At 63.6% G+C, this 26,296-nt stretch carries 24 protein-coding genes; 12 read left to right on the plus strand and 12 right to left on the minus strand.

Features of this window, described 5'->3' with window-relative positions:
• Positions 1-8 precede the first annotated feature (8 nt).
• From aat to CHR90_RS18705, 3 genes are read left to right on the plus strand one after another with little or no spacing between them, the layout of a single operon-like run.
• The gene (gene aat, locus CHR90_RS18695; protein ID WP_094410626.1) at positions 9-656 is read left to right on the plus strand and encodes a leucyl/phenylalanyl-tRNA--protein transferase; all 648 of its coding nucleotides are present in this window, start codon (positions 9-11) and stop codon (positions 654-656) included.
• Entirely contained in the window at positions 643-1,191 is a 549-nt protein-coding gene (locus tag CHR90_RS18700) for a sigma-70 family RNA polymerase sigma factor (RefSeq protein ID WP_094410627.1), read from the plus strand. Before aat ends, CHR90_RS18700 begins: the two co-directional genes overlap by 14 nt.
• Entirely contained in the window at positions 1,188-2,039 is an 852-nt protein-coding gene (locus CHR90_RS18705) for an anti-sigma factor (RefSeq protein WP_094410628.1), read from the plus strand. Before CHR90_RS18700 ends, CHR90_RS18705 begins: the two co-directional genes overlap by 4 nt.
• Here CHR90_RS18705 and ybaL read toward each other — a convergent pair.
• The 3 genes from ybaL to CHR90_RS18720 form a co-directional block, all read right to left on the minus strand.
• A complete protein-coding gene (gene ybaL, locus CHR90_RS18710) occupies positions 2,034-3,779 on the minus strand; it encodes a YbaL family putative K(+) efflux transporter (protein ID WP_094410629.1) in 1,746 nt (581 codons plus the stop codon). The genes CHR90_RS18705 and ybaL overlap by 6 nt on opposite strands.
• Positions 3,780-3,917: 138 nt before the next feature.
• The gene (locus tag CHR90_RS18715; RefSeq protein WP_170941467.1) at positions 3,918-5,726 is read right to left on the minus strand and encodes a tetratricopeptide repeat protein; all 1,809 of its coding nucleotides are present in this window, start codon (positions 5,724-5,726) and stop codon (positions 3,918-3,920) included.
• 248 nt (positions 5,727-5,974) lie between these two features.
• On the minus strand, positions 5,975-7,075 hold the full coding sequence (locus CHR90_RS18720) for an ABC transporter substrate-binding protein (protein ID WP_094410631.1): 1,101 nt from the start codon (positions 7,073-7,075) through the stop codon (positions 5,975-5,977).
• A 277-nt stretch (positions 7,076-7,352) separates the two neighbouring features.
• Here CHR90_RS18720 and CHR90_RS18725 point away from each other — a divergent pair, with 277 nt between their 5' ends.
• From CHR90_RS18725 to CHR90_RS18745, 5 genes are all read left to right on the plus strand, one after another.
• On the plus strand, positions 7,353-9,458 hold the full coding sequence (locus CHR90_RS18725) for a sensor histidine kinase (RefSeq protein ID WP_141210997.1): 2,106 nt from the start codon (positions 7,353-7,355) through the stop codon (positions 9,456-9,458).
• An 83-nt stretch (positions 9,459-9,541) separates the two neighbouring features.
• Positions 9,542-10,741 carry a phosphopentomutase gene (locus CHR90_RS18730; protein ID WP_094410633.1) on the plus strand — a complete coding sequence of 400 codons (1,200 nt, stop codon included), beginning with the start codon at positions 9,542-9,544 and terminating at the stop codon, positions 10,739-10,741.
• An 84-nt stretch (positions 10,742-10,825) separates the two neighbouring features.
• The gene (locus tag CHR90_RS18735) at positions 10,826-11,449 is read left to right on the plus strand and encodes a sigma-70 family RNA polymerase sigma factor (RefSeq protein WP_233428427.1); all 624 of its coding nucleotides are present in this window, start codon (positions 10,826-10,828) and stop codon (positions 11,447-11,449) included.
• A complete protein-coding gene (locus CHR90_RS18740) occupies positions 11,449-12,108 on the plus strand; it encodes a ChrR family anti-sigma-E factor (protein ID WP_229671480.1) in 660 nt (219 codons plus the stop codon). The genes CHR90_RS18735 and CHR90_RS18740 overlap by 1 nt, the downstream gene beginning before the upstream one ends.
• A 42-nt stretch (positions 12,109-12,150) precedes the next feature.
• Positions 12,151-12,657 (plus strand): DUF2867 domain-containing protein, encoded by a 507-nt coding sequence (locus tag CHR90_RS18745; protein WP_141210998.1) that lies wholly within the window; start codon positions 12,151-12,153, stop codon positions 12,655-12,657.
• On the opposite strand, the gene CHR90_RS18750 is transcribed toward CHR90_RS18745, so the two are convergent.
• Positions 12,652-13,560, minus strand: a complete 909-nt coding sequence (locus CHR90_RS18750; RefSeq protein WP_094410637.1) for an extracellular catalytic domain type 1 short-chain-length polyhydroxyalkanoate depolymerase — start codon at positions 13,558-13,560, stop codon at positions 12,652-12,654. The genes CHR90_RS18745 and CHR90_RS18750 overlap by 6 nt on opposite strands.
• Before the next feature lie 116 nt (positions 13,561-13,676).
• Between CHR90_RS18750 and CHR90_RS18755 the strand changes: the two genes are divergently transcribed.
• Complete coding sequence (locus tag CHR90_RS18755; protein ID WP_094410638.1) at positions 13,677-14,939, plus strand: class I SAM-dependent methyltransferase; 1,263 nt, start codon at positions 13,677-13,679, stop codon at positions 14,937-14,939.
• 88 nt (positions 14,940-15,027) lie between these two features.
• Positions 15,028-16,434 carry a diguanylate cyclase gene (locus CHR90_RS18760; RefSeq protein WP_229671481.1) on the plus strand — a complete coding sequence of 469 codons (1,407 nt, stop codon included), beginning with the start codon at positions 15,028-15,030 and terminating at the stop codon, positions 16,432-16,434.
• Here the strand turns inward: CHR90_RS18760 and CHR90_RS18765 are convergent.
• Together CHR90_RS18765 and adh are read right to left on the minus strand one after the other, a co-directional pair.
• Entirely contained in the window at positions 16,424-16,789 is a 366-nt protein-coding gene (locus CHR90_RS18765; RefSeq protein ID WP_094410639.1) for a DUF779 domain-containing protein, read from the minus strand. The two genes, CHR90_RS18760 and CHR90_RS18765, sit on opposite strands and share 11 nt — an antisense overlap.
• Positions 16,790-16,924: 135 nt before the next feature.
• Entirely contained in the window at positions 16,925-18,445 is a 1,521-nt protein-coding gene (adh, locus tag CHR90_RS18770) for an aldehyde dehydrogenase (RefSeq protein ID WP_094410640.1), read from the minus strand.
• 254 nt (positions 18,446-18,699) lie between these two features.
• On the opposite strand from adh, the gene CHR90_RS18775 reads away from it, so the two are divergent.
• The gene (locus CHR90_RS18775; protein WP_094410641.1) at positions 18,700-20,559 is read left to right on the plus strand and encodes a sigma-54-dependent Fis family transcriptional regulator; all 1,860 of its coding nucleotides are present in this window, start codon (positions 18,700-18,702) and stop codon (positions 20,557-20,559) included.
• A 60-nt stretch (positions 20,560-20,619) separates the two neighbouring features.
• On the opposite strand, the gene rplS is transcribed toward CHR90_RS18775, so the two are convergent.
• The 6 genes from rplS to ffh all read right to left on the minus strand — a co-directional run bounded on the left by rplS (position 20,620) and on the right by ffh (position 24,587).
• Positions 20,620-21,009: a 50S ribosomal protein L19 gene (rplS, locus tag CHR90_RS18780; protein WP_094410642.1), complete on the minus strand. Its 390-nt coding sequence runs from the start codon at positions 21,007-21,009 to the stop codon at positions 20,620-20,622.
• A gap of 70 nt (positions 21,010-21,079) precedes the next feature.
• A complete protein-coding gene (gene trmD, locus CHR90_RS18785) occupies positions 21,080-21,802 on the minus strand; it encodes a tRNA (guanosine(37)-N1)-methyltransferase TrmD (RefSeq protein WP_267890200.1) in 723 nt (240 codons plus the stop codon).
• On the minus strand, positions 21,799-22,380 hold the full coding sequence (rimM, locus tag CHR90_RS18790; protein ID WP_094410644.1) for a ribosome maturation factor RimM: 582 nt from the start codon (positions 22,378-22,380) through the stop codon (positions 21,799-21,801). Before rimM ends, trmD begins: the two co-directional genes overlap by 4 nt.
• Positions 22,381-22,398: 18 nt before the next feature.
• Complete coding sequence (rpsP, locus tag CHR90_RS18795; RefSeq protein ID WP_094410645.1) at positions 22,399-22,749, minus strand: 30S ribosomal protein S16; 351 nt, start codon at positions 22,747-22,749, stop codon at positions 22,399-22,401.
• A gap of 51 nt (positions 22,750-22,800) precedes the next feature.
• Positions 22,801-23,217 (minus strand): VOC family protein, encoded by a 417-nt coding sequence (locus tag CHR90_RS18800; protein ID WP_094410646.1) that lies wholly within the window; start codon positions 23,215-23,217, stop codon positions 22,801-22,803.
• Positions 23,214-24,587: a signal recognition particle protein gene (gene ffh, locus CHR90_RS18805; RefSeq protein WP_094410647.1), complete on the minus strand. Its 1,374-nt coding sequence runs from the start codon at positions 24,585-24,587 to the stop codon at positions 23,214-23,216. The genes CHR90_RS18800 and ffh overlap by 4 nt, the downstream gene beginning before the upstream one ends.
• Positions 24,588-24,733: 146 nt before the next feature.
• On the opposite strand from ffh, the gene CHR90_RS18810 reads away from it, so the two are divergent.
• On the plus strand, positions 24,734-26,233 hold the full coding sequence (locus CHR90_RS18810) for a sensor histidine kinase (protein WP_141211000.1): 1,500 nt from the start codon (positions 24,734-24,736) through the stop codon (positions 26,231-26,233).
• The last annotated feature ends 63 nt before the right edge of the window (positions 26,234-26,296 follow it).

The following is a 26,296-nucleotide window of genomic DNA, read 5'->3' on the forward strand; positions in this document are numbered from 1 at the left end:
GGCGCGGCATGCGGCTGACGCCCGATCTGCTGCTGCGTGCCTATGCCGCCGGGATTTTTCCGATGGCGGAAGGCCGGGACGACCCAGAGCTTTTCTGGGTCGATCCCGATCAGCGCGGGATTTTGCCCCTGGATGGGTTTCATCTGCCGAAACGCCTAAAGCGCAGCCTGCGCACCGCCCCCTATTGCGTGACAGTCGATACGGCCTTTCGCCGCACGGTCGCCGCCTGTGCCGCCCCGCGCCCCGGCAGCCCCGATAGCTGGATCAATGAAGAAATCCGCCGCCTTTACGCGGCTTTGTTCGACCGGGGGCACGCCCATTCGGTGGAATGCTGGCAGGGCGATAATCTGGTCGGCGGCCTCTATGGCGTGTCGCTCGGCGGGGCGTTTTTCGGCGAAAGCATGTTTTCCACCGCGCGCGATGCCAGCAAGATCGCCCTGGTCTATCTGGTGGCGCAACTGCGAGCGGGGGGCTTCACCCTGCTCGACACGCAGTTTAAGACCGATCACCTGGCGCAATTCGGTGTGATCGAAATTCCCCGGTCCGACTATCGCAGAAGACTGGACGAAGCCCTATCCGTGCAGGCAGTCTTTGGCCGGATAGCCCTGGGACAGGCCCAATCGCTGGAGGACGTAATCCACTATGCGGGATGCTGAGACGTTCGACCTTGCCGCTTTGCTAACGCAGGTACCTTCCGGCGATGAAGGGGCTTTCGCTGCGCTTTATCGGCACGTTGCCCCGCATCTATACGGCGTGGCGCTGCGTATCACTCGGGATCGGACCAGTGCCGAAGATGTTGTGCAGGATGTGCTGACCAAGCTGTGGTCGGGGGCGGCGACGTTCGATGCCGCCCGCGGCTCGGCGATGGGATGGCTCGCGACGATGGCGCGGAACCGGGCGCTCGATCTCATCTCTCGCCGGGGGCGCGATGCCCCGCTGCCTGAGACGTTCGACGAGTTGCCCGACCCGGCGGAAACCGCGTTCGACGCGCTCGCCGGGCGCCAAGACGCCGCCCGCCTGCACGCCTGTCTTGACACGCTGAGCGCCGATCAGCGCCGCGCTATTCTGGTCGCCTTCTTTGATGGGGCGACCCATGAAGAAGCGGCGGAAACGCTGGCCACACCCCTTGGAACGGTCAAAAGCTGGGTCCGCCGGGGGTTGCTGAAACTGAAAGGGTGCCTTGCCACATGAGCGCCGTGGATCGCGATACGCTGACGGTTCTGGCCGGGGAATATGTCCTCGGCACTCTGCGTGGCCGGGCCCGCACGGAGTTCGAAGCGCTGTGCGCGGCGGACCCGGAGGTGGCGGCGGTCCGCGATGCCTGGGAGGATCATCTGGCGCCCCTGGCGACGCTCTATCCCCCCATCGTCCCACCGGATCATCTTTGGACCCATCTCAGCGACGATCTGGGCTTCGAAGTGATCTCTGACCGCCGCAGCGCCGACCGGGGCGCGGTTGAGACGGAGGAACTGCACGGCACCGACGAAGACGATCCGACCGCCGAGATCATTCACCTGCGCCGCAGCCTGGGGCGCTGGCGCGTTGCCAGTGTGATGATGGGCATGGCGGTGGCCGCCGGATTGATCGGCGTCGTTCTCGTGCGGCCAGACTTGCTTCAGGTGCCGCCGCCCGCGCCGGTTGTCGTCGCTGAAAAACCGGCCGAAGCGGCGCCCCATGTCTCTAATCATGCCCCGGCGGCCCCGGCGCGCCCCCTCCTCGTTGCCGTCATGCTCAACGAAGCGCAGGAGCCGTGGTGCGTGGTCCGCGAAGGCGCCCCCGACGGCAAGCTGACCCTGACCCTGATGAAGCCAATGCCGGACGATGGCCAGGACCGGGAGCTTTGGATCATCGGGCCGGATAATGTGCCAAAATCCTTGGGGCTGATCGCCCAGGATGGTCTGTCGATCGACCCTGCCGTCGAAACCGGCCCCGGACGTACGCTGGCGGTTAGCCGCGAACCCAAGGGCGGCTCGCCCACCGGCACCCCGACCGGGCCGGTCTTTGCGACCGGCAAGCTGGTGAAGGTGATGGATCTATAGCGCGGGCGCCGGTTGCGGCTTCAACGCCGCGATCATCTCCAGGGCTATCTGCCGCTCGCCCATAATCACCATATCGGCGCCCAAGCGGGTCAGATGCTCCACCTCCGCATCCGAATGGGCGCGGGCGATGATGGTCAGCGCGGGGGTGAGCTTGCGGCCTTGCGCAATTGCCTGGCCCGCTTCGAACGGATCGGGGATAGCAATCACCAAGCTGCGCGCCCCGGCCAGATTGGCGCGCTCCAGCACGGCGGGGCTGGCGGCATTGCCGCGAATAAGCTCCACCCCCGCAGCTTTTAGCGCGTCGGCGTGGCTGTCGTTGTCTTCGATGACCAAAAACGGCTGGCCGCTGGCCAGCAAATCCTGACCGACAAGGCTGCCGACGCGGCCATAGCCGACCAGAATGATATGATCGGTCAGGCGGGTCGGCGGCGCTTCCGACAGCGGTTCCTCGGCCAGCGGGTCGGCGGTGCTGGCCTGCGGCGCGGTCGGTGCGGGTTTGCGGCCGAAGCGCGCCTCCAGCCCCGGGCGGATTGTCTCGCAGAGGGCAAAGATCGCCGGGTTGAGCAGGATCGACAGGATCGCCCCGGCCAGGATCAAATCGCGCCCTTCCGCCGGGATCAGCTTCAGCCCAACCCCAAGTTCCGCCAGAATGAAGGAAAATTCGCCGATCTGCGCCAGGCTGGCAGAAATCGTCAGCGCCGTGCCCACACTATGCCGGAAAGCCAGCACGACGAAGAAGGCGACCAGCGACTTGCCGACGATGATGATAAACACCGTGCCGATGACCGGCAGCGGGTTTTCGATCAAAATCGCCGGATCGAACAGCATGCCGACCGACACGAAGAACAGCACGGCAAACGCATCGCGCAGCGGCAGGCTCTCTTGGGCGGCCCGGTGGCTAAGCTCGCTTTCCGACAGGATCATCCCGGCGAAAAACGCCCCCAGCGCCAGCGACACGCCGAAGAGCTTGGCCGACCCCATCGCCACCCCCAGGGCAATCGCCAGCACCCCAAGGCGGAAGAGTTCGCGGGAGCCGGTATGGGCGATCCAATGCAACAGCCACGGGATCACCCGCCGCCCGACCACCAGCATCAACACCACAAAGGCGGCGACCTTCAGCAAGGTCAGTCCGATGATGCCGCCGATGCCAAGCTCTAGCCCCAGCTTGCTGCTGATGAGTGCCGCCAGGGGGTCGCTGGATTGGCTGGTGCCATCGGCGATGCTGGCGGCGGCAGGGATCAGCACCAGGGCCAGCACCATCGCCAAATCTTCGACGATCAACCAGCCAACGGCGACCTTGCCGCGCTCCGTCTCCACTAACCGCCGTTCCTGCAAGGCTTTCAACAACACGACCGTGGAGGCGACCGACAGCGCCAACCCGAAGACCAGCCCGCCGCCGACCGGCCAGCCGAGCAGGCTCGCCAGCGCCAAGCCCATCAACGTCGCAAGCCCGATCTGCGCCAAAGCCCCCGGCACGGCAATGCCGCGCACCGACAGTAAATCCTTCAACGAAAAATGCAGTCCAACGCCGAACATCAGCAGAATAACGCCAATCTCCGCCAGTTCCGGCGCCAAACTTTGATCGGCAACAAACCCCGGCGTGTGCGGCCCCACCAAAATCCCGGCGAACAAATAGCCCACCAGCGGCGGCAGCCGCAGCCGATGCGCCAGCGCGCCAAAGATAAACGCCAGGACCAAGCCCCCGACAATCGTAGAAATCAGGGGCGTGTCATGGGGCATCGGGCGGCTTCCTCTCGCGCGGCGGCTAACTGAGAGAAATATCAGGTCTGCCGCGCCTCGGGGCAAGAGCGTATGACGGAGTTTTGGCGGCTTTCCCAGGGGCGCCGCCCCTGGACCCCACCTAAGGGGCCGCGCCCCTTAGGAATCAGCGGAGGGTTCAGGCGGAGGGAGGTTGCTCAGGAGGCTACGGACCTTCTTTGTCATCTCTTGAATGGCGGTCTCGGGGGCGTCGGCAAATCGGTGGATATAGTCCTCGCACACGGTGCGAGCGTCGGCGAACCGGTTCAGGTCTTTCAGGATGATCGCTTTATAGTGTAGCGCCATTGACACCTGTTCGCGCAGGGCCGGGGCGGGATCGGTCCCGAAGCGCTGGATCACGTCGTCATAGGCGGCGATTTCGGCCTCCGGCTGCGGCGGGGTGAGTTGCCCGAGGGCTACACCCTTATTGACGAACGCCCTTGCGACCTGTTCACGCAGGGCCGGGGCGGGATCGCTGCCGAAGCGCTGAATCACGTCGTCATAGGCAGTGATTTCGGCCTCCGGCTGCGGCGGGGTGAGTTGCCCGAGAGCATAGCCCTTATTGACGAACGCCCTTGCCACCTGTTCGCGCAGGGCCGGGGTGGGATCGGTCCCGAAGCGCTGGATCACGTCGTCATAGGCGGCGATTTGGGCCTCCGGCTGCGGCGGGGTGAGTTTCCCGAGGGCTACACCCTTGTTGACGAACGCCCTTGCCACCTGTTCGCGCAGGGCTGGGGCGGGATCGGCCCCGAAGCGCTGGATCAGTTCGTCATAGGCAGCGATTTGGGCCTCCGGCTGCGGCGGGGTGAGTTGCCCAAGGGCTACACCCTTGTTGACGAGCGCCCTTGTCACCTGTTCGCGCAGGGCCGGGGCGGGATCGGTCCCGAAGCGCTGGATCACGTCGTCATAGGCAGCGATTTCGGCCTCCGGCTGCGGCGGGGTGAGTTTCCCGAGGGCTACACCCTTGTTGACGAACGCCCTTGCCACCACTTCACGCAGGGCCGGGGTGGGATCGCTGCCGAAGCGCTGGATCACGTCGTCATAGGCGGCGATTGCGGCCTTCGTCTGCGGCGTGGCGAGGAGCCCGAGGGCGTAGCCCTTGTTGACGAGCGCCCTTGCCACCTGTTCACGTAGGGCCGGGTCGGGATCGCTGCCGAAGCGCTGGATCACCGCGTCGTAGGCGGCGATGGCTTCTTGTAATCGACCTGCGTCGAGAAGAACATTGCCCCGCACCCAGAGCGCTGAGGCGGTTTGCAGTGGTGTGAGAGTCGACAGCGTTAGCCATTTGTCCGCAAGGGCAAGAGCCGCCTCAAAGCGCTTCGTATCTGAATAGCTATAGATCAGGGCGCGCCACTGGACGGTATCGCGCTCCTCCTCTGGCATCGCTAAGACTTTTTGTAGCGCTTGCTCTGTTTCCGGCGACAGGGGCTGTGGCGGTTCGGAGGACGGGCTCGTCGAAAGACGATCCCCGCGTTTCGCCACGGCTTGGATTGCTAAAATCTCAGGGCCGAACAGCTTTTCCACGCTACTATGGAAGTCTCTCTTTGCATCAGCACTGCTCAAATAGTCCTTGATAGTCCGCTCGGCTGCGAGCCGCGATTGTTCGGGCACCTTGATAACCGAGTAAAGACCCACACCGAACAAACCCGCCGTTAACAGGATGGCGCCAATCCCCACAATCCAACTCGTCGCATTCGATGCGCTGGAAATTGCATTGCTGGAGGCAGCGATGTTGTTTGCGCCTTGGGCCAAAAACAGGCCGAAATTGCTAATCCATTTATCTTGAGCATTTATCCGAACGTCCTGCGCATCAAGTTTTGATTTTAAATCCTCCAGTTTCTCCTTTTCACTGCGCAGATTGGAGAGCTCTGTTTCCAATCTCTTAAATTTTTCAGACAGTTCTTGAAAAAGGCGCGCCTGATCATCCACCGGGGTTTCCGGCAGCGCGGGGCGGGCGACGGGGAGAAGCAGGAGGATCAGCAGAAGGATACGCGCCATAGCGGCCCTCGGGCGGGGAAAGAACGCCTTAGGGTAGCAAAGCCGCCTACCACTTCCCACCGAAATTAACCTTCCTTACTCCCTCAATTCCCAACGCAGGCATAGGCCGGAGCGGCGGTAGCCGGGGGGCGGCTTTCGGTGTCGTTGCCGCGCCCCCGCCGTTCCGATCGGTTGCCGGGTTAGTTCGGCAGGTAATCGTATTTGCCGTCCTTCCACACATAAACGCGGAAGTCCGGGTTCTTGAGGTCGCCCTTGGCATCGAACGCCAGCGTCCCCAGGACGGTTTGGAAGTCTTGGGCGCGCATCGCGGCCAGCACATCGGCCTTTTTCAACGATTTGGCGGCCATCATCGCCTGGGCCAGCGTTTGCGTGGCAGCATAGCCTTGCAGCACGAAGCCTTCGGGTTCGACGCCCGACGCGCGCAGCTTGGCGACGGCATCCTTAGCGGTATCGAGTTTGCGGCCATCGGGCGGGAAGGTGAACATCAGCCCGTCGGCGGCCTTGCCTGCGATCGAGTAGATTTCCGGCGAGGACACGCCTTCGCCCGAAATGAACTGCGCCTTCAGCCCGGCTTCATCGGCTTGACGCAGGATCAACCCAAGTTCCGGGTGATAGCCACCATAGTAAACGACATCGATGTTATCGTTCTTCAAGCGCGAGACGAGGGCGCTATAGTCCTTATCGCCTGCGGTGACCGAGCCTTCATAAACGGGGGTCAGGCCCTTGGCCTTCATCGCCTTGGTGGCCTCGTCGGCAAGGCCTTTGCCGTAGGCTTGCTTATCGTGCAGCACGGCAACGCGCTTGCCCTTGAAGCGGTCGGCGATGAAACTCCCGGCGATCACGCCCTGCTGATCGTCGCGACCGCAGGCACGGAAAATCGTCTTCTTGCCCTTTTCGGTCAGCGTCGGGTTGGTCGCGGTCGGCGTGACCATGACGATGCCTTCTTCGTCATAAATATCGGCAGCGGCGATGGTCGCGCCGGAACAGACGTGGCCGATAACAAACTCCGCCTTCTTACCCGCGAGCTGGTTGGCGACCGAAACGCCCTGCTTCGGGTCGCAGGCATCGTCGGAAAACTCAACGACCAGCTTTTCGCCCTTCACCCCGCCCTTGGCGTTAATATCGGCGACCGCCGCTTCCACGCCCTTGCGCACCTGATCGCCGAAGGCGGCAACCGCCCCGGTCAGCGGCGCCACGCCGTAGATCTTTACGTCTGCCAGGGCCGAGCCTGCCATCAGCAGGCTGCTAAGACCGGCGGCGACGATAAGGCTGCGTTTCATTGTGCAACTCCTCCAATTATTGCCGGTCCTGGCCTCATGCCGGCCGGCTTGGCGGCATCCTGAGCCGGTTTCAGCGGCCCCGGCAACCCGGCGGCCCGAAGGCAATTGTCCCCCTGCCCGGCCCGAAGCTGTCATTTTGGACAAAAACTGCGTAAACCTGATAATTTTCCGCATAATATTTCTTATAATTTCAATTTACTGTTATTATACTTCTAAATTGTCTCGAAATTTGCCTAGCGCATAGGCGATATGCACATAATGAATGCAGAAATAGCAAGTGGAAGCCGCCTGTTCAACCCCGCTGCAATTGCTTACACTCGCTGCCATGATGATCCGGTTGCCGCTTTCGTCCAGCGCGTTCCGCCGCACTCTGGGGTGGGTGGCGGCGCTGGCTTTTCCGCTCAGCCTGCCCGCGGCCGCCGCGCCGGACGTGACCTCCACCTCTATTCTGCAACCGCTTGTCGGCTTTCTCAGCCTCTTCGCGCTGGCCCTGCTGATCATCGGCACGCTGCATTTCCGCACCGTTCTGCGCGGGCGGGCGGTGCAGCAGACGCTGCGGACCGTGCAACAGGTAGCGGACCGGCGGCAGGCGTTGATCGACGCGGCGCAAACGCCGCTCGCTCTCTTCGGCCCCGATACGCGGCTGCTGGAGAGCAATCACGCTTGGTCGGGCCTGACGCGCAGCAGTGACAGTTTCATCGAACAGGCGCGCGAACTGGCGATGCGCGCCCTGCGGCTCGATAGCGAGCAGGTGGAAACCGTTTCTCTGGTGCTGGGCGGGGCGGTGCACGCCTATTCTCTGCGGGCGCTCCCGTCGAAAGCCGGGGTTGCGGTCAGCGCGACCGATATGCGCCAGATCGAAAGCCTGATGGCGCAAGTCTCCCGCCTGATTTCGGCGCAAGACGATGTGCTGGACGCGGTGAATGCGCCTATCGTGATCTTCGGGCCGGAGCGGCGGATTAAGTTCTTCAACGCCCCCTTCGCCCGGCTGTTCCGGCTCGACGACGTTTGGCTGGCGCGCGAACCGACCCTGCAAGAGTTGATCGATATTCTGCGCGAAAAGCGCCAACTGCCGGAAGTGATCGACTTCGCCGCCTATAAGCGCGAACAATTGGCGCAGTTCCAATCGCTGGTCACCGCGAAGGAAGAGGTGCTGCATTTGCCGGATGGCCGCACGCTGTTCCAGCGCGTCGCCCCCCATCCCCTGGGCGGGCTGATTTATAGTTACGAGGATGCGACGGATCGCTTCGCTCTCGAACGCTCTTACAATACAGCCGTCGAAGTGCAGCTTGAAACCCTGAACAACCTTTCCGAAGGGGTGGCGTTTTTCGGCATCGACCGGCGCCTGCGGCTGCATAATCCGGCGTTCCGGCAAATCTGGGGCCTGAGCGAAGAGCAATTGGTCGGCGAACCCGCGCTGGAGGAGCTTCAGGCGGCGACCGTTCCTTGGGTCGAAGCCAATGGCCCGCAGGAGATTGACCCGCGCGACCCGACCCAGCGCCGCATCCGCACCAGCGTACTGCATTGGCGGGACGAGAAGGATATCGATTTCACCTCCGTCCCGCTGCCGGACGGGGCGACGCTCTATCTTTTCCTCGATATTACCGAGCGCAACCGCACGCAATCGGCCCTGCGCGAGCGCAATGAAGCGCTGGAAGCGGCGGACCGGCTGAAGACGGAGTTTATCGCCAACGTCTCCTACGAGTTGCGCACGCCGCTCAACTCCATCATCGGGTTTGCCGAAATCCTGTCGGAACAATATTTCGGCCCGTTGAACGCCCGGCAACTCGATTATAGCCGGGGGATTTTGGCGGATTCGCAGCGTTTGCTGACGCTCATCAACGATATCCTCGACCTTGCCACCATCGAAGCGGGCTATATGGCGCTGGAACGGGAGACGGTGGAACTGAATAGCCTGCTCGTTTCCACCCTCGCCCTGGTGCGCGAGCGGGCACAGGCGCGCGATATTAGCCTGACCCTCGAGTGTTCCGCCGATATCGGCACCGTCATCGGCGATAGTAAACGACTGCGCCAAGCGCTGTTCAACCTTCTGTCGAACGCCATCAAGTTCAGCCGCCCCGCCGATAAGGTGATGGTCAGCGCCAAGCGCGAAACCAATCAGGGCGTTACCATCCGCGTTGCCGATACCGGGCCGGGCATTCCGCCGGAAACCCTGCCGCGCGTCTTTGGGCGGTTCGAGCGGGCCGGGCGACAGGCTGGGGCGGGCCTCGGGCTATCGCTGGTGCGCAGCATCATTGAATTGCACGGCGGTGATATCGATATAACTTCATCGGGCGCCGGGACGGAGGTGCGCTGCTGGCTGCCGGAAGCGCCGTCGGAACTGTATTGGGCTTCTCCCAGCCTCTCAGAAACGGCTTCTTAAAGCTTTGCGGCTATAGAATAAGTAACCAGATGGCGAGTCGATAAGGTGCTTGCAAAGCATCGCTAAGCAAGCAACGGTAGGTCATGGCAAAACGTGCGATCATTTTGATGATGGATTCCTTTGGCATTGGCGCCGCGCCCGATGCCTGCCACTTCCAGGACCAGGGATCGAACACCCTGGGGCATATTGCGTCCTGGTCGCTGGCAAAGCGTGGGCGGCCGCTGACTCTGCCAAATCTCGAAGCCTTGGGCCTGGGTGCTGCCGCGCGCGAGGCCACGGGTTTTCTGCCCAGTGGGTTTTTACAGCAGGCCGATTTCACCGGTCTTTACGCCGCCGCCGCCGAACAATCGAAGGGCAAAGACACGCCGTCTGGCCATTGGGAATTGGCGGGGGTGCCGGTGCTGTTCGACTGGGGCTATTTCCCGAAGACCGTGCCAAGCTTTCCGGCGGCGCTGACCGACGCGCTCATCGCCGAAGCCGGGCTGCCCGGCATTCTCGGCAATTGCCACGCCTCGGGCACGGAGATTATCGCGGAACTGGGGGATGCGCATGTCGCCAGCGGCAAGCCCATCATTTACACCTCAGCCGATTCGGTACTGCAAATCGCCGCGCACGAGGAAAGCTTTGGTCTCGACCGGCTCTATACGCTCTGCAAGATCGCCCGCAAGCTGGTCGATGCTTATAATATCGGCCGCGTCATCGCCCGCCCCTTCACCGGGCGCAGCGGGGACTATCGCCGCACGCCGAACCGAAAGGATCTCGCCGTTCCGCCGCCCGCGCCGACGCTGCTGGATAAGCTGGTGGCGCGCGGCAGTCAGGTTCTAGCCGTCGGGAAGATCGGCGATATTTTCGCCCATCAAGGCATCAGCAGCGTGACGAAGGCGGACGATAACGCCGGATTGTTCGATGCCACCCTGGCCGCGCTCGACCGCGCCGGGGACGGCGACCTGATCTTCACCAATTTCGTCGATTTCGACCAATCCTTCGGCCATCGCCGCGACCCCGGCGGCTATGCCGATGCGCTGGAAGCCTTCGACGCCCGCCTGCCGGAGCTTCAGGCAAAACTTCAGCCGGGCGATCTGGCGCTGATTACCGCCGACCACGGCTGCGACCCCACGTGGATCGGCACTGATCATACGCGGGAGCAAGTGCCGCTGATCTTCTTCGGGCCTGGCCTTGCCACCGGCAACGGCGGGCGGCGCACCAGCTTTGCCGATGGTGGCCAGACGCTGGCCCATCACCTCGGCCTGCCGCCACTGGACGCCGGGCGTAGCTTGATCTGATGGGCGGAAAAAAAATAGTCGTGCTGGGTGATCCGACCGCGGTCGGGCGGCGAACCCAGGGTAATGACAAGCGTGCGCGCCCCTATGGCCCCTCGGGCCTGCCATTTTTTACCCGCCGACGCGGTTTCGGCCCGGGCGATGCGTGACGAGTCTGCCGCCGATTTTGCAACCCTGATGCGGCAGGTGGCCGACCACGGCGACCGGGCGGCCTTCGCCAGCCTCTTCGCCCATTTCGGCCCCCGCTTAAAATCTTACCTGCTGCGTCTCGGGTCGCCCGATGCCGAGGCGGAGGATTTATTGCAGGAGGTGATGGTCACGCTGTGGCGGAAAGCGGCGGATTTCGATCCGGCCCGCGCCTCCGTCAGCACGTGGCTGTTCACCATCGCCCGCAATAAGCGAATCGACCGGCTGCGCCGCGACCGCCATATCGATTGGGATGCCGACGATCCGGCGCTAACCCCCGACGCGGCCATCGATCCGGCCCCGCGCGCCGATGATGCTTATGGGCTTGCACAACAAAGCGAAAAACTGCGCGCCGCCCTGGCGCTCTTGCCGCCGGAACAAGCCAGCCTACTTCAGATGGCATATTGGGACGATCGATCGCACAGCGATATTGCGGCGGCGGAACAATTGCCGTTAGGAACCGTCAAATCGCGCATACGTCTGGCCTTGACCCGGCTGCGCGGTGTGCTGAAGGACAGTGAGTGATGCCGAGCTTCCACCCCCCCGAATCCATGCTGCTGGACTATGCCGCCGGGGCCCTGCCGGAAGCGGTTAGCCTAGTCATCGCCACCCATCTAACCTATTGCCCGGAGTGCCGGGCCGAGGTCCGCCGCCTTGAAGCGGTTGGCGGCGCCATGCTGGACAGCCTGCCACCGACCGAGGTTTCGAGCAGCTTGGACGCGGTTTTCGCCAAGATCGATGCACCGCAACCGCCGCCCGTGCCGGATCGGTTGGGCGGGGAAGCCTGGATGCCGCGCCCGCTGCGCCGCTCGCTCGCCGCCGTCCCCACCCCACGCGGCACGACCCTGCCGTGGAAGCGCGTCACCGGTGCCCTGTCGGAAATTCGCCTGCCGACCCCCGGCAGCACGCCCACCAGCCGCACGCGACTGATGCGCATCAAGGCCGGGCAGGCAATGCCCGAACATACCCACGGCGGCACCGAATTTGTGCTGGTGTTGAAGGGCGGGTTCAGCGACCAACTCGGCCATTTCCTCCCCGGCGATCTCGCGATCTCCACCGACGCGCATGTCCATACGCCAAAAGCCGACGACGACGGCGATTGCGTCTGCCTTGCCGTGGTGGACGGCACGCTGAAACTGACCGGCCCGCTGGGTTGGGTGATGAATAGGTTTATTCAGTTTTAGCGGGGGCTTACAGTCGTCCAGCGCTTGCAATTGGACGACAAAATGCCGATCCGCCCACTCACCTCCCTCCCTGCCGACAGCGACCTGTGCGCGCTAAGGTCTTCGGCTGATTTTTGGGATGCGTATAGCACCCCCTTGGGCGACATCAGCCTGACACCGCTGGCCATTGCCCAGCACACCTTCGGCAAAACGCCCGCCTGGGTGAACGCGCTGCTGCATCTGCGTGACCGTCTGATCGCACTGGTCGGTATCCGCACGGTGGGGGCAATGACCATTGATCCGAGTAAACCGCTTGCAGCCTACCGAGTTGGCGACAAGTTGGCGATCTTCAATATCTTTACTCTAAGCGATCGCGAGATTGTTCTGGGGATTAACGACACGCACCTTGATGTACGCGTCGCGCTTATCAAACCCGCCGACGCCCCGGGAACCTATGTAACGGCAACCGTCGTGAAGACCCATAATTGGCTCGGCAGGCTCTACATGGTGCCTGTTGCCCGAGTTCATCCGATTATCGTGAAGGCTATGATGCGCAAGGCGCGGTTATAGACCCGAGAAAAATCCCCACATCACATCCGTCGCGCGGATGGCTTGGCTCGGTGCTTCCCCCCGCGCCTTGGCGCCGCCGGGCCAGCTATGGCCGCCGTTTTCGGTGACGCAGAGCTGCACGGGCGCAGCGCCCTCCGACCGCGTGCAGGCGGCGCCCGAAAAGGTCAAGACCGGCTTAGCCACCCCTGCCCGATTGAGGCGCGTCCATTTTTCGATGGTTGCCGGAACCGACGTGAAATCGGTCACCAGATCGGCATTGACTGCGGCCGGTCCCCGCCCGCCCTTGAACAGCACATGATCGTCGTCGCGGGCGTGAATATGCAGCACCGCTACCGGGCGGGACGGCGCACAGGTTACAGTATTATCGGTTCCGGCCACCGCCATAATGCCGCGCAGCAGCTCGGGCGCCTCGCACGCCAGCCGATAGGCCATCATGCCGCCGTTTGATAGACCGATGGCGAACACCCGTTTCCGGTCAATCGACGCCTGGGCGGCGAACGTCTCGATCACTTGGCGCAAAAAGCCAACGTCATCGCTATTGCGGTCGCGCGCGGCGCCGCAGCAACGCCCGGCATTCCAGGTGGCGAATTTACCGAAGTGCAGGCGGCTATAGCCATTGGGAAAGGCAACCACAAACCCCGCCCGGTCGGCCTTGCTGATCAGACCGAAGAGATCGTCCCGCGCCATCCGCTCCATATCGCCGCCACCGCCGTGCAGGGCGATGACAAGCGGCAGCGCCGCCCCCTGTTTTGCGGCGGGCGGAACATGCAGCAGATAGGCCCGCTCCATCCCCTGAACGGTCAAGGCCCCGCGATAATCGCCCGGTCGGTCGAACCGTTCCGCAGCCTGGGCCGCCAGACTGACGCCCAGCGCAACCAGCAGCGCTACCCCCCACCGCCCCATGGCAGCCCCCGTTTGCTGTGACACCGGAGTGTGCCGACGCCGCGCCCCTCCGGCAACTGGGGGCTTTGCCGTTGGGGGCTTGCCTCCCCCGCGCGGCCCTGCCAGTCTGCGCCCCTATGAGCACCGCCGTCGATGCCGCCGTTGCGGCCCAGTATGAAGCCCTGCCCTATCCCCACCGCGACCCGCGCGACGAGCGCAAGCGGCTGATTATCGGCTCGCCCTCGCATCTTCAGGAGATCGAGGAAAAAGTGTTCGGCGGGCGCTGGCCCGACCGGCCCGTGCGCATTCTGATTGCGGGCGGCGGATCCGGCGATGCCGTAACCATGCTGGCGCAGCAATTGGCCTGGGCCGGACGGGCGGCGGCGATCACCTATCTCGATCCCTCCCACGCGGCGCGGGCGGTGGCCGAAGCGCGAATCGCCGCGCGCGGTCTCGATGCCCCCGGCCCGGTAACGGTGCGGTTTGAAACTGGCTCGTTGCTCGACCTGCCCTCCGCCGGGCACGCGCCCTTTGATTACATCGACTGTTGCGGCGTGCTGCATCATCTCGACGATCCCGATACCGGGCTTTCTGCCTTAACCCGCGTACTGGCCCCCCAGGGCGGCATTGGTCTGATGCTCTATGGTCATTACGGGCGGCGCGGCGTTTACGATGTGCAGGCCATTCTGCGCACCCTTGCCGCCGTTGGGTCACCGAAGGAGCGGGTGGCCCAAGCCAAGCGCGTGCTGAATCAACTGCCGCCGACCAATTGGCTGCGGCGCAATGGCGTGATCCGCGATCACCTCGACGGCGGCGACGCCGGGCTGTTTGATCTGCTGCTGCACGCCCGTGACCGGGCCTATACTGTGCCGGACTGGTTCGCCTTCGTCGCCCGCGCCGGGCTGCGCCATGCCGATTGGGTGGAACCGGCGCGCTACCGTTTAGCGACCTATGTGACCGATCCCGCTGTGCTCAAACGGGCGGAAGGCTTGTCCCCTGAAGCCGAAGCCGCCCTGGCCGAACAAATCGCCGGGAATCTGGCTCGCCACGCCGGGTATCTGGTCCGCGTCGATAACCCGGTGGCGCCGCCGCCGCCGGGCGATCCCGACGCTATTCCCGCTTATAAAGATATCGACCCGCAACGGCTGTTGGCGGCGATGGACCGGGGCGGACGCCTGACCGTGGGGCAGGAGGGGCTGGACATCGCCCTCGCCCTGCCGACCATCGCCCCCGCCCTGCTGCCGCGCATCGACGGGCAGAAGCCGTGGCGGGTTTTGCTGGCGGAGGTAAAGGCCCTGCGCAAAGACCTGACGGACGATACGCTCGCCCGCGCAGGCGAGCAGACCGCCCGGCTGCTCGGCGGAATCGGACGGCTAACGCAACGCTATCCGGCGCCTTGATCCGCTGAAACGCCCCGCTGGCCTTGCACCGGCTTCGCGCTGCCGCCTATTGTTGGGGGAGGATCAGCAGCAAACGGTGCACAGCGCGGTGGCGATACTCGGTTCAACCCAAAGGCGCCCCTTCCCTGCGCTGTTTCGCGGTCTCATTGGCATTTTCCTAGCGGCCTCGGTTCTTCTCCCCGCAGCCCCCCACGCCGCCGACCCGGTGCGCTTTTGCGTCGATCCCGACTGGCCGCCCTATGAGGTTATCGCCCGCAATGGCACCCACGAAGGCATAGCCGCCGACCTGCTGACGCTTGCGGCAAACCGGGCGGGCGTGACGCTCCAGCTCTTCCCAACGAAAGATTGGGACGACAGTATCGCCGCTTCGCAGCGCGGCGACTGCCAGATGCTCAGCTTCCTCAACCAAACGCCGAAGCGCGATGAATGGCTGATCTTCACCGAGCCGCTGTTTATCGATCCCAATGTCATCATCACGCGGGAAGAACATCCGTTCATCGCTGATCTTGCCGCAGAAACCGGCAAAACCATCGCGTTACCGCGCGGCACGTCCATCGAAGAACGGGTGCGCCGCGATTTCCCTGGCCTTGCCATCGTCACGACCGGCAGCGAGGCAGAAGCCTTCGCCTTGGTCTCGAACCGCAAGGCGGATTTGACCATCCGCTCGCTAACCGTCGCGGTTTACACGATCAAGAAGGAAGGCTGGTTCAACCTCAAGGTCTCCGGCCAAATCCCCGGCTATCAGAATGAACTGCGCGTCGGCGTGCGCAAGGACCGGCCCGACCTGCGCGATCAGTTGAACCAAGGTATTGCCACCCTGACCCCGCAGGAACGCCAGAGCATTACCAATCAGCACGTGTCGATCAACGTGCAAACGGCCATCGACTACCGGCTGTTGATCAATGTCGTCATCGGGTTTTCGGTGCTGCTGCTGTCGAACCTGATTTGGGCGATCAAACTGCGGCGGGTGAATAAGCAGTTGCTGCGCGCCTCGCAGACCGACCGGCTGACCGGGCTTTACAATCGCGCCGCCCTGGATGAACTGCTGAGCAAGGAAATCGAACGCTCCGAACGCTATGGCCGGACCCTATCGGTCGTCTTGATCGACCTAGATCAGTTCAAGCGCGTGAATGATGAACGCGGGCATCTTGTCGGCGACCGAGTGTTGATCGCCTTTGCCGATGTGCTGCGCGCGACGCTGCGCAATTACGATACGGCCGGCCGTTGGGGGGGCGAGGAGTTCCTGATCCTGTGCCCGGAAACCAATGCCGAGCAGGCGCGCGTTGTCGCGGAACGGATTTGCGCCGCAACCCGCGTTCACCCGTTCGAAACCGGTTGGCGCCAGACGGTCAGCGTTGGATTTGCCGAACTGCGCCCGCGCGATAGTATCGACACGCTGCTGCGCCGTGCCGATGAGGCGCTCTACCAAGCGAAAAACAGTGGGCGCGACCGGGTTTGCGGCAGCATCCCCAGCCCCGCCGCTGTCATTCTATAGCGGCCGCTTCAGCATCCGTGAACAGGCGGGATCGGGTTAGGAAGCGTTTCTCCCGCCCGTTTTCTAACGAAAACATTCCGCCGCGCCCCGGCACAACATCAATGATCAACTGGGTATGGCGCCAATAGTCGAACTGGGCGGCGCTCATATAGAACGGCGCGCCACCGATTTCCCCCAGCAGCACATCGGCATCGCCGATCATGAAATCGCTCACGGCGTAGCACATTGGCGATGAACCGTCACAGCAGCCGCCCGACTGGTGAAACAGCAGCGCGCCATAGTCACGGCGCAACTCGGCGATCAGATCCAGCGCCGCATCGGTTGCAATGACGCGGCGAGTATCGAGGTTGGACATAGCACCCCTCCGAAAGCCCCGTCCTCAAGTAGGCCAAAGGCCGATAGGACGAACTAAAAAAAGGGCGAGCCAAGCTCGCCCCAAGGTTGGGAGGCAAAACGCGTTCTTGCTCAGCAACAACCCTTTAAAGGGGGATTAGAAGAAGCCAAGCTTCTTCGGGCTGTAGCTGACCAGCAGGTTCTTGGTCTGCTGGTAATGATCGAGCATCATCTTATGGGTTTCGCGCCCAATGCCCGATTGCTTGTACCCACCGAAGGCCGCATGGGCCGGGTAGGCATGGTAGCAGTTGGTCCAGACGCGCCCGGCCTGGATAGCCCGGCCGAAGCGATAGGCCTTGCTGCCGTCGCGCGTCCACACCCCGGCCCCAAGGCCGTAAAGCGTATCATTGGCAACATGCAGCGCTTCGGCATCGTCTTTGAAGGTGGTAACGGAGACGACCGGGCCAAAGATTTCTTCTTGGAAAATCCGCATTTTATTATGACCGCGGAACACGGTCGGCTGCACGTAATAGCCGCCTGCAAGCTCGCCCGGCAGCAGGTTTCGCCCGCCCCCGGCCAGCACTTCCGCGCCTTCCTGACGACCGATGTCAATGTAGGACAGGATCTTTTCGAGCTGCTCGCCGGAAGCCTGCGCGCCGATCATCGTCGCTGGGTTCAGCGGATCACCTTGGATGACGGCGGCAACACGGGCCAGGGCCTTTTCCATGAACTTGTCGTAGATCTTCTCATGGACCAGCGCGCGGCTGGGGCAGGTGCAAACCTCGCCCTGATTGAGCGCGAACATGACGAAGCCTTCGATGGCCTTATCGAAGAAGTCATCGTCTTCCATTGCCACATCTTGGAAGAAGATATTCGGCGACTTACCGCCCAATTCCAGCGTCACCGGAATGAGGTTCTGGCTGGCGTACTGCATGATCAGCCGCCCAGTGGTGGTTTCCCCGGTGAAAGCGATCTTCGCAATGCGCGGGCTGGACGCGAGCGGCTTACCCGCTTCAAGACCAAAACCATTGACGATATTCAGTACGCCCGGCGGCAGAATATCGGCGATCAGTTCGGCCAGAACCAGGATGGAGGCCGGGGTCTGTTCGGCGGGCTTCAGCACGATGCAGTTCCCGGCGGCCAGCGCCGGAGCAACCTTCCAGGCCGCCATGAGGATCGGAAAATTCCACGGGATGATCTGGCCCACAACGCCCAGCGGCTCGTGGAAATGATAGGCGATCGTATCGTGATCGACCTCACCAATGCTGCCTTCCTGCGCCCGGATCGCCCCGGCGAAATAGCGGAAATGGTCAATCGCCAGCGGAATATCGGCCGCCGTGGTTTCGCGGATCGGCTTGCCGTTATCCCAGGTTTCGGCCCGGGCGAGCAGGTCGAGGTTCTGCTCCATCCGGTCGGCGATCCGGTTCAGGACCAACGCGCGTTCAGCAGCGCTGGCCCGGCCCCAGGCGTCTTTCGCCGCATGGGCTGCGTCGAGCGCCAGTTCGATATCTTCCTTTTGGGACCGGGCAACCTCGGTGATCTTCTTACCCGTGACCGGCGAGATATTATCGAAATATTGGCCCCCAACGGGCTTTACCCATTGGCCACCGATGAAATTCTGATACTGCGTCTTGAACGGTAGCTGGTTTTGCGCTGTCAGGGACTGCGGTGATTCCATGTTCATTTGATTTCCTCCCGGTTTTTAGTATGAACGCAACCGCATTAGCAGGGCGTGTGCCAACCAAGGGCGTCGCCTCGACAAAAAAGATCAACTCTTTGAGTTTATTTGAAATATTTCTTTGTCCTGACGGTATCGCCACGCCCCTGGACGCCGAAGCCTTTGCCGCGCTAAAGTTCCGCCATAATAAAAAGGGGCATCGCGCACCAGTGTTGCAGCCACACTGTTGCAAAATGCCCCAGGGAGGAAAGGCCATGCCGTCACCGTGTGCGACGCCGGGCCAGGGGGAGCCGGTGCAAACCGCCCGCCGCCGGTTTTTCGAAGAAGGCCACGCCCCCGACGGGCTGGTGGCCGCACCGATTCTACGCTCTTGGCAACGCTGTGCCGAACAAGGGCTTGAAGCCGCCCGCCGCCCGCCCGCCGAACCGATCGCCACACATCATCTGCGCGAGCATCACGACCGCGCCGATTTGCTGCGCCGCCTCGCGCGACCGGAGATCGAGACTCTTTATTCCGATGCCGCCAGCACCGAGAGTGTCGTCATCCTCGCCGATGCATCGGGACTTATTCTCGATCTGGTCGGTAGCCTCGATTTCGCCGACCGCGCCAGCCAAGTAGCCCTGCGCCCGGGTGTGAGTTGGAGCGAGGCGTCAATGGGCACCAATGCCATCGGCACCGCCTTCGTCGAAGGCCGCCCGATTGCCGTGCATGGCGCCGAACATTTCTTCGAACCCCACCGCATTCTCTCCTGCGCTGCCGCGCCGATTCTCGACCCGCGCGGGGCCTTGCTGGGGGTGCTCGACCTATCGGGACATGCCGCCGTTCGCCCACTCCACGCGCTCGGCCTGGTACGCCTAGCGGTGGAGCAGATCGAACATCGGCTGTTCGACCACGGCTTCGATCACTGCCTGATGCTGCGGTTCCATACGGATGCCGCCTTGCTGGGGACGGCGCAGGAAGGGGTTCTGGCCTTCGACGGCGAGACGCTGGTTGCCGCCAACCGCGCCGCCGTGCGCGCCCTGGGGTTGGACTGGCCGGGGCTGACGCGGCTGCGCTTGCCCGATCTTTTCCCGCAAGCCCGGTTAAGCGCCGATCCCACCGGCTGGCAGGCGGCGTCCGGCCTTGCCCTCGTCGGGCGGGCGGTGAAGCCGGTCACGCCGCAACGGTCGCGCCCTCTCGCGGCCCCGCCGAAACCCGCCGCCGATCCTGGCCCGCTGCTGAGCGCCGATGTGCAGGCCGATGCCGCCCGCGCCGTGCGCCTGCTCGCCGTCGGCATTCCGGTGCTGGTGCAGGGGGAAACCGGCGCGGGGAAGGAAGTGTTTGCCCGCCGGGTTCACGGCGAAAGCGACCGGGCGGATCGGCCCTTTGTTGCCGTCAACTGCGCCGCCCTGCCGGAAACCCTGATCGAGTCGGAACTCTTCGGATATGAGGAGGGGGCCTTTACCGGCGCCCGCCGCAAGGGCCATCGCGGCCTGCTGCGGCAAGCGGACGGCGGCGTGTTGTTCCTCGATGAAATCGGCGATATGCCGCTGGTCCTGCAAGCCCGGCTGCTGCGCGTACTGCAAGACCGGGCCGTGCAGCCTCTGGGAGGCGATACACCGATCCCAATCGATTTCGCCCTGATCTGCGCGACCCATCGCCCGCTGGCGGCGTTGGTGGCAGAAGGGCGGTTTCGCCAGGATCTGTTTTTCCGCATTGCCCAATACACCGTCGATTTACCGCCCCTGCGCCGCCTGCCCGACCGGGCCGGGCTTGTCCGTGATCTCTGGCACCGGTTGCAGAGCGCCCCGCGCGTCGAGCTGGCACCGGAAACCGCCGCCTGCCTTGCCGCTTACGACTGGCCGGGGAATTATCGCCAGCTTTTGGGCGTTTTGCGCGCCCTGCTGGCGCTTGCGGAACCTGGCGGAAGGGTTCAACCGGGTGACCTCCCCGCCTTCCTGCGCCCCAACGCAGCAGCGACACTGGACGCTGCGGAGGCCCCCTCCCTCGCCACCATCACCGATGGCGCGATCCGGGCGGCGTTGGACGCCGCCGGGGGTAACCGGTCGCGCGCAGCGCAGGCCTTGGGCATCGACCGCAGCACGCTCTATCGCCGGTTACGGCGCGGGGGATAACAAAAAACCCCGCCGACCTTGGGAGGGCGGCGGGGTTCGAAAGGCGTGTGATCGGCAGGCTTATTGAGCCGCCGCACCCTTTTCCTTACGCGGCGTGGTCTTTTCGGCAATACGAGCCGACTTGCCGCGACGATCACGCAGGTAGTAGAGCTTCGCGCGGCGCACGGCCCCGCGACGCACAACTTCGATCCCGGCGAGACGCGGCGAGTAGAGCGGGAACACGCGCTCAACACCTTCGCCGTAGGAAATCTTCCGCACGGTGAAGTTGGAGTTGATGCCGGAGTTCTTGCGGGCGATGACCACGCCTTCATAGGCCTGGACGCGCTCGCGCGTGCCTTCGATAACCTTCACCTTCACACGAACGGTATCGCCGGGGGCAAAAACCGGAATCGGGTTTTCGGCGGTGAGCTTCGCGATCTGCTCTTGCTCGAGAGTCTGAATGATATTCACGTCGTCTTCCTTTCAGTTCGAGAGAAGCCGTCGGCTTTGGACCGGGGCTTATCGAAAAAACGGCCAGAAGCTACCTTTTGGCCGGGGCTGTGCGGGCCTGATAGGCCTGCATCAGATCGGGTCGGCGGGCGCGCGTTACGGCTTCGGCTTCCGCCAAACGCCAGCGCGCGATTTCCGCATGATTGCCAGACAGCAGCACTGGGGGAACCCCCCGCCCGTCCCATTCGGCGGGGCGGGTATAGTGCGGATACTCCAGCAAACCGTGCGAAAAACTCTCTTCCACCGTCGTAGTCTCATTGCCCATCACGCCCGGCAATAGGCGGATACAGGCATCGAGGAGCACCAGGGCCGCAGGCTCGCCGCCCGACAGCACATAATCCCCCACCGAAATCTCTTCCATACCCCAGGCGTCCAGCACCCGCTGATCGACGCCTTCGTAGCGCCCGCACAGCAGCACCGGCCCAGGGCCTTCGGCCAACTCGATCACCCGCGCCTGCGTCAGCGGTGTGCCGCGCGGCGAGAGGTAGATCACTGGCCGGTCGCCGCCGGGCACTGTCACCGAACGCAAGGCCCGGTCCAACACATCCGCCCGCAATACAAGGCCCGCGCCGCCACCGAAGGGCGAATCATCGACCGACGCATGCTTATCCGTGGCAAAGTCGCGGATCTGCACCGCCTCCAACCGCACCTTACCCGCTGCCAGTGCCTTCCCGGCCAGAGAATAGCCCAGCATGCCGGGAAACATCTCTGGAAACAGCGTCAGCACTGTTGCCGACCAGGGTGCAGCGGTCACGCCGCATCCTCGGCATCGGGTTCAGCACGATCGCGCCCCGGCTCCCCGGCCACTTCGACCGGCAGCCGGACGGTCAAGCGCCGTTCGGTGATCGACACCGTGGGCACAACGGCCTTGGTGAACGGCAGCAACAGGCTTCCGCGCGCGCCGCCCGCCACATCCAGCACATCGCCCGCGCCGAAATCATGCACGGCCCGCACGAGGCCGAGAGTTTCCCCCTCCTCCGTCACGCAGGCACAGCCGATGAGGTCGGCGTGGTAAAAGTCTTCCTCGCCCTCAAGCTGCGGCAGGGCCGCCCGATCCACATAGACGCGCAAACCGTTGAGGGCCTGAGCGGCATCGCGATCCGCCACCCCATCGACCTTCAGGACGAGAACATCGCCCTTGGCGCCTTTGGGAGCCTGCCCGCCCGAAGCGAGCCGCAGTTCCCGCCCCTGCTCGTCGAACAAGGGGCGGTAGCGCAGAATATCTTTCGGGTCTGCCGTGAAGCTTTGCAGCCGCACAAGCCCGCGCACCCCTTGCGCCCCGGCGAACCGGCCAACGCAAAGACGCGAAGCAGTGTCAGACGGCGACGTCATCGGCAAATCCCGTCAGACTTACTCGGCTGCAGCGGCAGCCGCAGCAGCGGCCTTAGCGCGTTCCTGGGCCTTCTTCTTCGGCGCCGACTTGGTCGGGGTTTCGCGATAGGTGCGGGCTTCGATCAGACCGGCCTTGCCGAGGAAACGAGCAACGCGATCGGTCGGCTGGGCGCCCACCGACAGCCAATGCTTAATACGCTCTTCGTTGAGCGTCAGGCGTTCCGGATGATCCTGAGCGACCATCGGATTGTAAGCGCCGACCTTTTCGAGGAAACGACCATCGCGCGGCGAGGTCGCTTCAGCGATGACGATGCGATAATACGGACGCTTCTTCGCACCACCACGGGTCAGACGGATCTTCAGAGCCATTTTAGTAACTTCCTTCAGGGTTTACACAGTCAAACACACAAGTTCCGCCACTCAGTCCGTTTCCGGCGAATGGCAAACCGCTTCTAGCCGCCAGCCGTCGGGATCGACGACGAAGGCGCCATAGTAATTGGCGTGGTAATGGGGGCGCAGACCCGGCGCACCGTTATCGTCTGCCCCCATACGCAAAGCCGTATCATAGAAACTATCAACCGCCGCCCGGCTGGGCGCGCGGAAACAAAGGTGCAGCCCCGGCCCGCTGCCGAGCGAGCGGCCCTGGCCTTGGGTATCCGGCTGATGGGCATCGCCGATCCAGAAAAAGGGAGCGGGAGCGCCTGGTGCGCCATAGCCCGCAACCTTCTGGTCAGGAAACGCCATCAACGCCTTCAGCCCCAAGGCGGCCAGCACCGTATCGTAAAAGCGGCGGGCAGCGGCATAATCCGAAACGCCGATGGAGACGTGATCCATCATCGCGGAAAGCCCCCCTTGCCCATCATGTTCTGAAGCTGGGGCATCATTTTGGCGAGCTTGCCGGATTTGCCCATCGCCTGAACCTGCTTCATCATTTTTTGCATATCGCCGAACTGCTTGATCAGCCGGTTCACGTCGGCAACATCGGTGCCGGAACCTTTGGCGATGCGCACGCGGCGCTTGGCGTTCAACAGTTTAGGATCGCGCCGTTCAGCCTTGGTCATCGACAGAATGATCGCTTCCTGGCGCTTCAGCATGCCATCGTCGATCTTGGCTTCCGACATCTGCTTCTTGACCTTGGCGATGCCGGGCAGCATGCCCATCAGCCCACCCATGCCGCCCATCTTCTTGAGCTGGCGAAGCTGGGAGAGGAAATCGTCGAGGTCGAAAGTCCCCTTCTGCATCTTGGCGGCGAGCTTTTCCGCCTCCGCCTGGTCGATGGTCGCGGCTGCCTTTTCGACAAGGCTAACGACATCGCCCATCCCCAGGATGCGCCCGGCGATCCGGTCCGGGTGGAAATCTTCCAGCGCATCCATCTTCTCGCCGGTGCCGAGCAGCTTGATCGGCTTACCAGTGATGGAGCGCATGGCCAGCGCCGCGCCGCCGCGCGCATCGCCGTCGATCCGGGTGAGCACAATGCCGGTCAGGCCGACGCGCTCGTTGAAAATGCGCGCCGTATTCACCGCGTCCTGGCCGGTCATCGCATCGGCGACCAGCAGCGTTTCCGCCGGGTGGGTCGCGTCGCGCACCGCTTCCACTTCGGCCATCAGCGCGTCGTCGATGGCGAGACGGCCCGCCGTATCGAGCATCAGCACGTCATAGCCTTCGGTCTTGGCGACCATCAGCGCGCGCTTGGCGATCTCGACCGGCGGCTGGCCGGGAACGATGGGCAGGGTTGCGACCGAGACCTGCCGCCCCAGCACGGCCAACTGCTCTTGCGCCGCCGGGCGGGCAACGTCGAGGGAGGCCATGAGAATTTTCTTACGGTCGCGGTCGCTCAGGCGTTTGGCGATCTTGGCGGTCGAGGTGGTTTTCCCCGAGCCTTGCAGACCAACCATCATCACGACAACCGGGGCCGCTGCCACCAGATCGAGCGTTTGGACCGTGCCGCCCAGCAGTTCGACCAAGTGATCGTGAACGATCTTCACCACCATCTGACCGGGGGTGATCGACTTGATCACCTCCGCCCCAACGGCGCGTTCCTTGACCGAATTGATGAAATCTTTGACGACGGGCAGGGCGACATCGGCTTCGAGCAGCGCGATGCGCACTTCGCGCAGGGCTTCCGAGACATCGGACTCCGAGAGGGCACCGCGCTTTTTCAGGCGGTCGAAAACCTCTCCTAACCGATTGCTCAAGCCTTCGAACATGCGCGTTCCGAACCCGTTTACACAAAACAAAAAGCGCCGGTGCGCGACACTCGCGGACCGGCGGAGGATCTTCCCTTGTGGAAAACCCCGCGATAAGGTGCGTGGCTATAGCGCCTTTGCGCGCTCGAGTCAAACCGGGAGTCCGCGTGACCAGCCCTGCTTCCGCCGCTAACGGCCCGTCCCCGATGCCCGAGGACGCGGATGATCGCCAAGAACTATTCGCGACCCTGCTCGACGGTAGCAATCAGGCTATTCTGATTCACGACCGGCTTCAGCCGCTCTACGCCAACCGCCGCTTTGCCAAACTGCTGGGCTTTGAAACGCCGGAGGAGGTGATCGCCCTCGGTTGGCTTGAGGATCTGATCCCGATTCAGCGCCTAGTGCGGGCCTTTGTGGTGTGGGCGCGCGTCCTGGAGAGCGGCCAGCCGGTCAGCCTAACCGACGTGCGCGGCCTTAACCGGCAGGGCGGGGAATTCTACGTCGATATCCACACCCGCCCGATCCAGTGGCAGGGGCGGACGGTCATCTTCTCCAGCCTCATCGACGTAACCGCCCGCGCCCGCGCAAAGCGGGAGTTGGAGCGAAACTATCTGCGCTACCGCCAGTTAGCCGAATCTGCCCACGATGTTTTCTGGGATATGACGCCGGATGGCCGCTTGAGCCAGGTCGAAGGCGGCGACGATCTGGGCCATGCCTTCAGCCTCATGCTGGGCGACCGCTGGGTGAACCATGTCCCGCTCGACGCGCGGGGCGATACCGCCGTCCATGCGGTGGAAGCGGCGCTGGCCACGGCCCGGCCCTTCCGGAATCTGACCCTGCCCTTCGACCTGGGCCCGCTCGGGCGGCGGCTCATCGAGATGAACGGGGTGCCGGTGCGCGACGAGGCCGATAAGCTGATAGGTTTCCGCGGCACCTTCCGCGATGAAACCGGCGCCGAACAAGCCCGCCGCGAGGGGGAGCTTCAGCGCAATCTCGCCGCGCTCGGGCGGGTCGCAGGGGGCGTTGCCCACGAGATCAACAATCTGCTGCAACCGATCCTGACCTTTTCCCGCCTCGCCGCCGAACGGGCGGACAATGACCGCGACCGCGAGGCGATGGAAACCGTACTGGCCAGCGCCCGGCAAGCGCGCGACATCGTGCGCACCGTTCTGGAATTCGCCCGCCCGCGCAATCTCGGCGGTATCGGCATCATCGCCGACCCGGTCACGGTCATCGACAAAGAAGCCCGCGTCGCCGCCGATTTGGCGCCGGGGATGAAGTTAACCCTCGCCCATACCCCGGCGGGCAACCGCCCCATCGTCGGCACCCGCGCCGAACTGGGGCAGATTATCGCCAATCTGATCAAAAACGCCCGCGAGGCGATGGAGGACGGCGGGGAAGTGGCCGTCACCACCGCCCCGGCCCCCGATGACAGCGCGCTGGAACTCTGTATTGCCGATACCGGCCCCGGGATGAGCGAAACCACCTGCGCGCGGATTTTCGAGCCGTTTTTTACGACCAAGGAATTCGGGAAAGGCACTGGCCTTGGCCTCTCCATCGTCTACGGCATCATCCGGCGCTGGGGTGGCACCATCCGCTGCGAAAGCAGCCTGGGGGCGGGCACGCGCTTTATCCTGACCCTGCCCTACACGCCTGAGACATCTTAGGGGCAGCCCCGGGCGCATTTGCGCGCCCCCCGATAAAAGGGCATACTGCGCCCCGGCAACCGC

Source organism: Elstera cyanobacteriorum, from assembly GCF_002251735.1.
Classification (GTDB): Bacteria; Pseudomonadota; Alphaproteobacteria; order Elsterales; family Elsteraceae; genus Elstera; species Elstera cyanobacteriorum.